The organism is Iodobacter sp. (genome assembly GCF_025352645.1).
Classification (GTDB): domain Bacteria; phylum Pseudomonadota; class Gammaproteobacteria; order Burkholderiales; family Chitinibacteraceae; genus Iodobacter.
On the sequence record NZ_JANXSO010000008.1, the window covers coordinates 1 to 9,973 of the forward strand.

The following is a 9,973-nucleotide window of genomic DNA, read 5'->3' on the forward strand; positions in this document are numbered from 1 at the left end:
GCAATAACTAACTCGGCAGCGCGTGATGGATTGCGAGAGGCGTTTCGTACACTGCCTGGTGCAAGCCCCTTGTTTCGCGCCAGTTCAGTGAGTGAAGTGCCTTTTTTACGCACTGCGGCCTTAATGTCTTCTGGGTGCCAGCGTTTAGTCATCATCTCCTCCGTCCCCATCCAGCCCTGCCAGGCTGGATTTTTTAGGGGGTTAATTCGTGCGTTTGTGTTTAACAGTTGTGACTTTAGTTGTTGTGACGTCACCAGTCAAGCATCACACAAGGAAAGATGTAATCTTTTCTTGTGTTTATTACTAAGTCATTGATTTTTAGTTACTTATTTGCTTGCCTTGTTTTTGTTTGTTCGTCACATGATATCGTCACATGCAAGGTTTCATCATGACTATCAAAGATTATTACTCCGCAGCAGAGTTGGCGGATTTAAAGCTGCCATCTTTGCCTGCGACGAGAGAAAACGTATATCGCAGAGCAACAAGAGAGGCATGGCCACATAAGGATGTGGCAGGCTTTGGGGGGCGTGGCGGGGTCCGTCGTGAGTTTGAGGTGCCAGCTTATGTGAGGGCTGAAATCATTGCCAAGCAGGGCATGACGCCTGAAGAAAGCCTAAAAGTGCTTGATAATTATCTAGCTAGAACAGATACAAAAACGCCACTTTCAGAGCAGAAAGTAATCAGAATTTCAGATGGGAAGGCTGTTGAAGAGCCGCGCACATGGGCTATTTGCTCAGGTGCTGTGCAGATGTTTGCGAAAATGTACAAGGTATCTATGAATAGCCAGCAAGAGCATGACGTTACCGAAGCTGCCTATCGTTTTATGCTGGCAAGAAAGAGGATGGGAAAGACCGCTGAACTTGAGGATTTAGCAGACGTAATTAAAAAAACGATGGTCGCTTAGTAATATGAATATTTACTAGATAAACGGCTGGGTAAAAGTAAGTACAAACTCTTATAATTCGCGCTTTTCTTGCATGAAGCTTTGTTTTGAATACGCCAACACATGATGAACATTTAGAAGTTTTGGCATTAGCTTCATTGTTAGGGGGCTTATTCAATGAGAATGAGCACTTAAAGAGCAAACTAGATAGCTGCAGCTGTGATGACGACTCTGTGATCATACCTTCCAAAACAGAACTCTATCTCGCTAGAGCTAAGGCTAAGTCCATATTAAAGGCGCATCTAAGGGCAAAACAATCTACAGCGTTTACCCATGCATCTAAATTAAGAATCAGTCGTAAACTTGCCGCTAAAAAATCCAGCCATTTGCATAAGAAAAGAATAGGCTCCCGCAGAGATGGCTACCCATATGTAACTACATTAGGATCACACCTAAGCAAAATACGCTCATTTTTGGCTAATCTGCGCTCAAAAATTATCATTCTGTGCAAAACCTGCTTTCCCCGCATAAATACGACCAAAGCCGCTTGGATATTAGGTTTCACGCTATTTTTTTGTCTAGCTCCCCAATGTAGAAGTGAGTGGCACCCCACAGCGAGGCAGCGAGCGCGCAGCCTTTTTCGCCGAGCCGATTATCCGCAGTGAGGGGCCTTCGTGCTTCGTGGGGCGGCCTTCTTTTGGTTCTTTTCTTGGCCGTTCAAGAAAAGAACGCCCCCGCGGTGGCTACCGCTCCAAAATCAACGTGCCGAAGGCACTAAATAAATGCGGATCAAACCAAACATCAATTCAATATATTTCAGAAAAAACAGGCCAACTTAGGCGATTTATTCAGCAAAGCTACCTATTTACCATTGCACGTTGGGCAAATAAAACATGCCCAACCTACCAAACAAGAAGTTAATAGCAATTATTATCTAATATGCATTCTTTCCTAATTACATAACTCATATTCCAGCTCATATTTACCTCTACTTATTTTTGCTTGAAATATAACAACATCAGATTGTGCCAACATTAATAAAACACTATTTTTATGTTTATCTGATATTTTCGCCCCGAGAATTACAGAATCAATATTCTGAGCTCCAAAATGACACTTAGTCCCTAAATTATTAATCTTCTCGAATTTTGTTTCCAAACAATCATTAGATCTTAATTTCTCATTAATCCATTCCTTGTCATCATCCCACATAACAAGCCTTCTCTCTTCTTCGTACTTCCACGCTTTAGCTTTGGTTAATAAGATTTTTATATCAAACTCTCCAATACTCTCATCCCTATCATAATGAAATACTGGATAATCAGTCGCATACTCAACGTCCTTAGAAAGCGAAAGAACATTATTTGAGTCTTCAATACCAATACATATTCCTTTGTGAGAGTCTGCATACAAAGACCACAACAATTGATTGTTCTTATCTTTAGAAAAAGAAGCAATTCTTATTTTTTCATTTAATTCAAAAAGTGCTTTTTCTTCTGCTTCTCTAACAGAAGCATCAGACTCACCCTTAAAATATTCATTTTCATTCTGCTCACTAAAACAAATTCTAGCCTCAAAAGGATCATTTAATATATTTGGTGATGCAGCAAAAATAAAACCATCAACCAAAATAGAACTTAAATTTTTATCAATTTTCGTGTATTTATATAACATCAAACACCCCACATCAAAAAGGCCGCCCAAAGGCGACCTTTTAATCAATTAAATATCAAAACTCAATCCCAGCTCAACGCCCCACCCGTCTGATACTCCGTCACGCGAGTCTCAAAGAAATTCTTCTCTTTCTTCAAATCAATCATCTCACTCATCCATGGGAATGGATTAGTCACCCCCGGGAACATTGGCTCTAGGCCAATTTGTTGCAAGCGGCGATTCGCAATAAAGCGTAGGTATTCTTTGAATTGCGATGCATTCAAGCCAAGCACGCCACGGGGCATGGTGTCTTCGGCGTAGGCGTATTCCAGCTCTACGCCGCGCTTGAATAGGCCGTAAATTTCGGCTTTGAATTCTTCAGTCCAAAGCTGTGGGTTTTCCATTTTGATAGTGTTGATCAAATCAATACCAAAATTGCAGTGCATGGATTCATCGCGCAGGATGTATTGGTATTGCTCAGCAGCGCCGGTCATTTTGTTCTGGCGGCCCAGCGCCAGAATTTGCACAAAGCCCACGTAGAAGAACAGGCCTTCCATAATGCAGGCGAACACAATGATGGAGCGCAGCAATTGCTGATCTGTTTCTAGCGTTCCAGTTTTAAAGCTTGGATCGGTCAGGATATTGATAAATGGAATCAGGAATTCATCTTTATCTCGGATCGAAGCCACTTCGTTGTAGGCGTTAAAGACTTCGCCCTCGTCCAAACCCAAAGATTCAACAATGTATTGATAGGCGTGGGTATGGATGGCTTCGTCGAAAGCCTGACGCAGTAAAAACTGACGGCATTCTGGCGAGGTGATCTGGCGGTAAGTACCCAAAACGATGTTATTAGCAGCAAGGCTGTCAGCGGTAACAAAGAAACCCAGATTGCGTTTGACCAAACGGCGCTCGTCGTCGGTCAAGCCGTTCGGGCTTTTCCAAAGCTCAATATCACGCTGCATGTTGACTTCTTGCGGCATCCAGTGGTTTGCACACTGCGCCAAGTATTTTTCCCATGCCCATTTATGCTTAAACGGCACCAGCTGGTTAACATCGGTAGTGCCGTTAATTACGCGTTTGTCTGAGGCATTGACGCGCTTGGCGGTAGCGGCATCCAGATTAATGGCAGTGGCTGGGGTCGTGGTTTCGTCGTCAAAATTAAGCATATAAAGTCCCGTCTTTCCGTACTAATGTTGATGCTTACTGGTCTGTATTACTCAGTAAGCGAGTTTGAATATTGGATAAATCTTGAATGCCGTACTGCTGGCCCAGCGCGTAAAAATCACGCACATGTTGATCGCTCAGCTTAAGGCTGGATTGAAAGCTCAGCGCAAGATGCACTTCGCCGAGGTAAACCACCTCCCCCGCCTTTACCGTAAAACTTTTACCCATTGGTAGCAGATCGTGGCGCTGCTGTGGCCAGCCAGCGGCGGTGTAAGACCAATCACCCACCGCTTGCTCAGCGGTGTATTCACCGGGGGCCAAAGCCAGCACATGTAATTTACCGATGGCATTTTTAGCCGGTGCGGCAATGGTATCGGTTAGGATGCTGGCGTTTAAATCAACATTGCCTTTAGGGCCTTGTAAACGCAGCCAAGCAGAAGCGCTATCTTGATCAAAAGAATTCAGGGTTAAAGAGACAATAGCGTAAGCCTGCTCTGGCGGAGGGCTCAGCTTGCCTTGCACCACCGCAATCGGCGCAATTGCACAGCCATTTAATAGCAGCGCAACGCTCAGTAATAAACCTTTAAACATATGACAACCCTTTACTGCAATAAGCGGGTGGCAATCTGGCTTGTATCTTGCACACCCCATTGCTTAAGTTGATAAAAATCGCGCGTGGATTGATCGCTATACGCCAATGTTGCAGCAAAATGAAGTTGGGCGCTGATCTCACCCAAATACAGCACCTCACCCGCAGCAATTTTGAAATGCCGATCCAGCTGAAAATGCTTTTGCCCACCTCGGCCATTTGCGCCTTTTGCAGCCCAATTACCCCAAGCTTGGCTCAACGTATAGCTGCCTGCGGCCAGCGGCATAACCCACAAGCGGCCGCGTACTTCACCAGCAGGGCCAACGATACTATCGCGGCTGATATCCGCGCGTAAGCTATGGCGGCTATTAGCCCCCAGCAGCTCAACTTGTAAATCTGCCTGATCTGGGGAGAGCGATTGCAGCGTTAAAGCCAGCACCACATAGCCTTGACCTGTGGGCGCTTGTAAGCGGCCATTTTCTATTTGCAACGTATTTTGCGGGCTGCAAGCGGCTGCTAAGGCGCTAGCAACAGCGGTAAAAGCTTGCAAGCAACGGCTAAGTAAACTCACTTGGCGATGCAAGCAATGCGCAATACTTCGGCGCGCCAGCGGGCTTTATCCGCGTCTGGCAGCCAAGAGGCCTCAAAGCTGTGGTTAATCAGTTGAATAATTTCACTCGCAGATAGATCCATCGCGGCGCGGCAAGCCAATAAATTAGCGTTTAGATAGCCGCCAAAATACGCTGGATCGTCAGAATTCACCATCGCGCATAGCCCTGCTGCCAACAAATTACGTAAATTATGTTGGGCCAGATCATCCACTACGCAAAGTTTTAAATTGGAAAGCGGGCAAACGGTGAGCGGAATACGCTCGGTGGCTAGGCGCACCACAAGAGTGGCATCGTCAGTGCAGCGCACGCCATGATCAATACGCCGCGCACCCAATACATCAAGGGCTTCGGTAATATAAGAGGCTGGGCCTTCTTCACCGGCATGGGCCACAGCAGGCAGGCCTAGATCGCGGCAACGCTTAAATAATTTTTGGAATTTGGCAGGTGGATGGCCCAGCTCGCTGGAATCCAAGCCCACGCCGTCGATTTGCGCCAGATAAGGCAGCGCGGCATCCAAGGTGGCCCTGCCTTCTGCTTCAGAAAGATGGCGTAAAAAGCATAAAATCAGTTTAGAGCTAATCCCCAGCTTATCGGTGGCATCATTTAAAGCGCGGGTAATACCACGAATCACCACGCCAATATCAATGCCACGTGCGGTGTGGGTTTGCGGATCAAAAAAGATTTCGGTATGCACAATATGATCACTGTAAGCGCGCTCGCAATACGCCCAAGTCAAATCGTAAAAATCTTCTTCGGTAATCAGTACGCTGGCACCGGCGTAGTACAAATCTAAAAATGATTGCAGATTATCAAAACAATAGGCCGCGCGTACTTCTTCTACACTGGCGTATGGCAGCTGGATGCCATTTTTGCGAGCCAGCGCAAACATCATCTCAGGCTCTAAAGTGCCTTCAATATGCAGATGCAGCTCGGTTTTGGGTAAGGCGAGGATCAGTTGATCGACAGGGTGCAGGGCTTCGGTCATTTGACTCTCAAGGTGTTTTTTTCGGTATTGTAGGGTGGGCAAAGCGCTTTACCTTGCCCACGCGGTGGATACGCGATACTCAAACTGGGCATCGCGCGTGGGCACAAGTGCCCACCCTACATGTTTACTGGCAGCTCTCGCACTCTGGATTATCAATCGAGCAGAATTTCATATCCGTTGCTGGTAGCTCTGCATCAATCGCTGCCATGGTTGGTGTGGCGCTGATCGAGTTGGCACCGGCTGCAGATGATTGGGTGTAGCCACCGTCTACCGCTACGGCATTCAGCTCACCACCGCTGCCGGTGGATTTCTCTGCGGCCGTGGCTGCCATGGTGCGGAGGTAGTAAGTGGTTTTTAGGCCACGCAACCATGCAAATTTGTACAGCTCGTCTAGTTTTTTGCCTGATGCACCAGCCAAGTAAAGATTGAGCGATTGGCCTTGGTCGATCCACTTTTGGCGGCGCGATGCGCATTCAACCAACCAGCTTGGATCCACTTCAAACGCCGTTGCGTACAAGTCACGCAAGTCCTGCGGAATGCGCTCTACTTTAGACACCGAGCCGTCAAAGAACTTCAGATCAGAAATCATCACGGCATCCCACAAACCGCGCTCTTTTAGATCACGCACCAAGTATTCATTCACCACGGTGAACTCACCTGACAAGTTCGATTTTACGAACAAGTTTTGGTAAGTTGGCTCGATACACGCCGATACGCCGATGATGTTGGCAATCGTTGCCGTTGGCGCAATCGCCAAGCAGTTTGAGTTGCGCATACCGTGGTTGCGTACGTGTTCACGCAGCTGTGTCCAATCTAAGCGTGAGCTGGTATCCATTTCCAGATAGCCACCGCGCTCTTCTGCCAGCAATTTGATCGAATCTTGCGGCAAGATGCCACGATCCCACAGGCTGCCCTTGTAGCTTGGGTAGGTGCCGCGCTCTTTTGCCAGCTCGGTGGATGCCCAGTAAGCGTGGTAAGCCACGGTTTCCATCGATAGATCGGCAAACTCAACCGCTGCATCCGAGCCGTAAGGCAGGCGCAACATATGTAAGCAATCTTGGAAGCCCATAATGCCCATACCCACCGGGCGATGCTTCAGATTGGATTCACGCGCTTTACGCACTGGGTAGAAATTAATGTCGATCACGTTATCCAGCATGCGCATCGCGGTTTTGATGGTGCGGGACAATTTATTGGTATCGAGTTCGCCGTTCTTGATGTGGTTCACCAAGTTGACCGAGCCCAAATTACATACCGCAATTTCGTTCTCGTTGGTGTTCAGGGTGATTTCTGTACATAGATTCGAGCTATGCACCACGCCAACGTGTTGCTGCGGGCTGCGGATATTGCAAGGATCTTTAAAAGTGATCCAAGGATGGCCAGTTTCAAACAGCATAGAAAGCATCTTGCGCCATAAGCCCAGCGCAGGAATCTTCTTAGCGATTTTCATTTCGCCACGGGCGGCTTTTGCTTCGTAAGCCACGTAGGCTTTTTCAAAGTCTTTACCAAATTTATCGTGCAAATCTGGCGCTTCGGATGGGCTAAATAATGTCCAATCCGCGCCCTGCATCACGCGCTTCATGAATAAATCAGGAATCCAGTTGGCGGTATTCATATCATGCGTGCGGCGACGATCATCACCGGTGTTCTTACGCATTTCGAGGAATTCTTCGATATCTGCGTGCCAAGTTTCAAGGTAAGCGCACACCGCACCCTTACGCTTGCCGCCTTGGTTAACTGCTACGGCGGTGTCATTCACCACTTTCAGGAAAGGCACAATCCCTTGAGACTTACCATTGGTGCCCTTGATATGGCTGCCCAACGAGCGCACAGGTGTCCAATCGTTACCCAAACCACCGGCATATTTAGACAGCAGCGCGTTTTCTTTCAGCGCTTCGTAAATGCCTTCTAGATCATCAGACACGGTGGTGAGGTAGCAGCTAGAAAGCTGGCTACGACGGCTACCGGCGTTAAATAGCGTTGGGGTGGAGCTCATAAAATCGAAGCTAGACAAGACGTTGTAGAACTCGATCGCACGCTCTTCGCGGTTGATTTCATTCATCGCCAAGCCCATCGCTACGCGCATAAAGAAGCTTTGTGGCAGCTCGATACGGCTGTCTTCGATATGCAAGAAATAACGATCGTACAGGGTTTGCAGGCCAAGGTAGCCAAATTGGTAATCACGGCTATGATCCAGCGCTGCGCCTAATTTGGCTAAATCGTACTGAGCTAGGTTTTCATCCAGCAGCTCTGCATCGATACCGCGCTTAATAAACTGTGGGAAATAGCTCACATAACGATCGGCCATTTCTTCATGGCTAATTTCTTTGCCCAAGACTTCTGAGCGCAAATTATTCAGCAAGAGGCGAGCAGTAACAAAGCTATATGCAGGATCTTTTTCAATCAGCTGACGCGACGACATAATTAAAGCACGGCGAACTTCTTCCGCCGGTACGCCATCGTAAACATTCTTTAAGGTTTCTGCCAAGATAGCGGCTTGATCGGTGGTGCTTTCCAAGCCCTTGCAGCAAGAGGCGATCAGCTCTTTAAGCTGCGCCAAATCCAGCGGACGGCTGCTGCCATCGGCATAAAGCACATTGATGGCGTGGTGATGCTCTGGCTCAAAGCGTGCATGACGCTCTTTGCTGCGCTCTTCACGATACAACACATAGGCGCGGGCCACATCGTGCTCACCGGCACGCATCAGCGCTAGCTCTACTTGATCTTGGATATCTTCAATATGAATCGCGCCACCCTCTGGCTTACGACGCATCAGCGCCGATACAACGGATTCGGTCAGCAAGATGGCTTTTTGACGTACAGCGGTACTAGACGCGGCATCGCTACCAAGCACAGCGATAAAGGTTTTGGTCACTGCTACGGTGATTTTGTTCGGCGCAAAAGGCACCACCGATCCATCACGGCGAATGGTTTTGTAATCGGCATAGCTGCTGTGATTTTGAGCAGTATTAACGCTATCGGTCATAGGGCTCTCATTAGTGTAGTGGGCAGGCAAGGCGCGCACGTCTTGCTGTGGATAATTCTGTGGATTTCTTGTGGAGAAACACTATATGTAGTGTTCATCAAGAAGAGTTAACACAAATACTAGTGTCTTTAGCCAAGTTAGGCAAGCGACTAGCAAAGGAGAAAATGTACAACTAGCTGGGGTAAAAACGCAGCTCCAGCAAAGCCGTGTATTTATGCGGTTTTGACGCGTTCTTAAAAAAGCACCTGTCGCAAAATAAGCATAATTCCCCTGTTACGCACAGCCTAAAAGCCGCAGATTGCCACCAATAGATCAGCACCAAGCTGCGCAGCAGCAGATTGCCTAATAAACAATCATCCGGCGTTTTTAAGCCGCCCTAGGCGATACAACCCGCAGCGTAACCACCCCGCTTTACCCTCCTGAGCAAAGTCACTTTTTTTAGCCCTTACTCGTTTTCAAAGCAGGGCTCTTTGAATTTTACTTGTATTTAATTTGCATATATCAGAATATGCTTACATAGTTTGCCGTACTTAAATGACCGTTTGATTCCAATAGAATAGGCAAGCATCAGGCCTGCCCTATTCCGCTCTAAGCCAGCTCTCGTTTTCTTTTCCGGACAACTCACCATCGTGCTTTCTTCCTCTGTTAAGCGTAAAAAACAAGCTGCTGTTTTTCAAAATATTAAATTACTCAGCAAAAAATCAATCAGCCTCAGTGTTTTGCTGGCCGTTAGCGCATGTGGCGGTGGTGGCTCCTCAGAGCCTGGCACCAACAACACGCCCGCCACAGCCGCCTCTACACCAGCAGTCAGTACCCTGCCACCCACAACAACATTTACTGTTGAAAACATCAGCCCGCTTGAAGCAACAGAAAACCAAAGCCTTACCGTAACAGGCCAGGGTTTTTCCGGCATCAAGCAGGTTTTTTTAGGCGGTGTAGAGCTTAGCTTCAAACTTATTTCACTGATGTTACGCAGCCCGCAGGTTTTGTAGTTCCACCAAGGCCTGCTGGGTTGCTTTGATATAGAGCTTGGCGCGTAGCGCAAAGTGGTTAGCTTTGTGCTTGATCTTTAAGCTTTCTAGCTTGAACACCGCGTAAATCG

9 protein-coding genes and 1 pseudogene are annotated in these 9,973 nt (G+C 47.4%); 2 read left to right on the forward strand and 8 right to left on the reverse strand.

Annotation, left to right across the window (positions count from 1 at the left end; genetic code table 11):
- On the reverse strand, positions 1-170 hold a 170-nt coding region (locus Q0R17_RS20020; protein ID WP_374759844.1), incomplete at its 3' end, for a transcriptional regulator.
- Positions 171-388: 218 nt separating this feature from the next.
- On the opposite strand from Q0R17_RS20020, the gene Q0R17_RS00715 reads away from it, so the two are divergent.
- Positions 389-904: a DNA-binding protein gene (locus Q0R17_RS00715; protein ID WP_293931062.1), complete on the forward strand. Its 516-nt coding sequence runs from the start codon at positions 389-391 to the stop codon at positions 902-904.
- 930 nt (positions 905-1,834) lie between these two features.
- Here the strand turns inward: Q0R17_RS00715 and Q0R17_RS00720 are convergent.
- The 6 genes from Q0R17_RS00720 to Q0R17_RS00745 form a co-directional block, all read right to left on the reverse strand.
- Positions 1,835-2,557 carry a DUF2971 domain-containing protein gene (locus Q0R17_RS00720; protein WP_293931064.1) on the reverse strand — a complete coding sequence of 241 codons (723 nt, stop codon included), beginning with the start codon at positions 2,555-2,557 and terminating at the stop codon, positions 1,835-1,837.
- Between the two features lie 62 nt (positions 2,558-2,619).
- On the reverse strand, positions 2,620-3,702 hold the full coding sequence (locus Q0R17_RS00725) for a ribonucleotide-diphosphate reductase subunit beta (RefSeq protein ID WP_293931066.1): 1,083 nt from the start codon (positions 3,700-3,702) through the stop codon (positions 2,620-2,622).
- 34 nt (positions 3,703-3,736) lie between these two features.
- Positions 3,737-4,291, reverse strand: a complete 555-nt coding sequence (locus tag Q0R17_RS00730; protein ID WP_293931068.1) for a hypothetical protein — start codon at positions 4,289-4,291, stop codon at positions 3,737-3,739.
- A gap of 11 nt (positions 4,292-4,302) precedes the next feature.
- Positions 4,303-4,860 (reverse strand): hypothetical protein, encoded by a 558-nt coding sequence (locus Q0R17_RS00735; RefSeq protein ID WP_293931070.1) that lies wholly within the window; start codon positions 4,858-4,860, stop codon positions 4,303-4,305.
- Entirely contained in the window at positions 4,857-5,885 is a 1,029-nt protein-coding gene (locus tag Q0R17_RS00740; protein ID WP_293931072.1) for an adenosine deaminase, read from the reverse strand. Before Q0R17_RS00740 ends, Q0R17_RS00735 begins: the two co-directional genes overlap by 4 nt.
- A 124-nt stretch (positions 5,886-6,009) precedes the next feature.
- On the reverse strand, positions 6,010-8,871 hold the full coding sequence (locus Q0R17_RS00745; RefSeq protein WP_293931074.1) for a ribonucleoside-diphosphate reductase subunit alpha: 2,862 nt from the start codon (positions 8,869-8,871) through the stop codon (positions 6,010-6,012).
- Positions 8,872-9,500: 629 nt separating this feature from the next.
- On the opposite strand from Q0R17_RS00745, the gene Q0R17_RS00750 reads away from it, so the two are divergent.
- Positions 9,501-9,863, forward strand: coding sequence for a hypothetical protein (locus Q0R17_RS00750; RefSeq protein ID WP_293931077.1), 363 nt, complete (start codon positions 9,501-9,503; stop codon positions 9,861-9,863).
- On the opposite strand, the pseudogene Q0R17_RS00755 reads toward Q0R17_RS00750, so the two are convergent.
- Positions 9,840-9,973 (reverse strand): annotated as a pseudogene (locus Q0R17_RS00755) (IS701 family transposase); the annotation flags it as partial. The gene Q0R17_RS00750 and the pseudogene Q0R17_RS00755 sit on opposite strands and share 24 nt — an antisense overlap.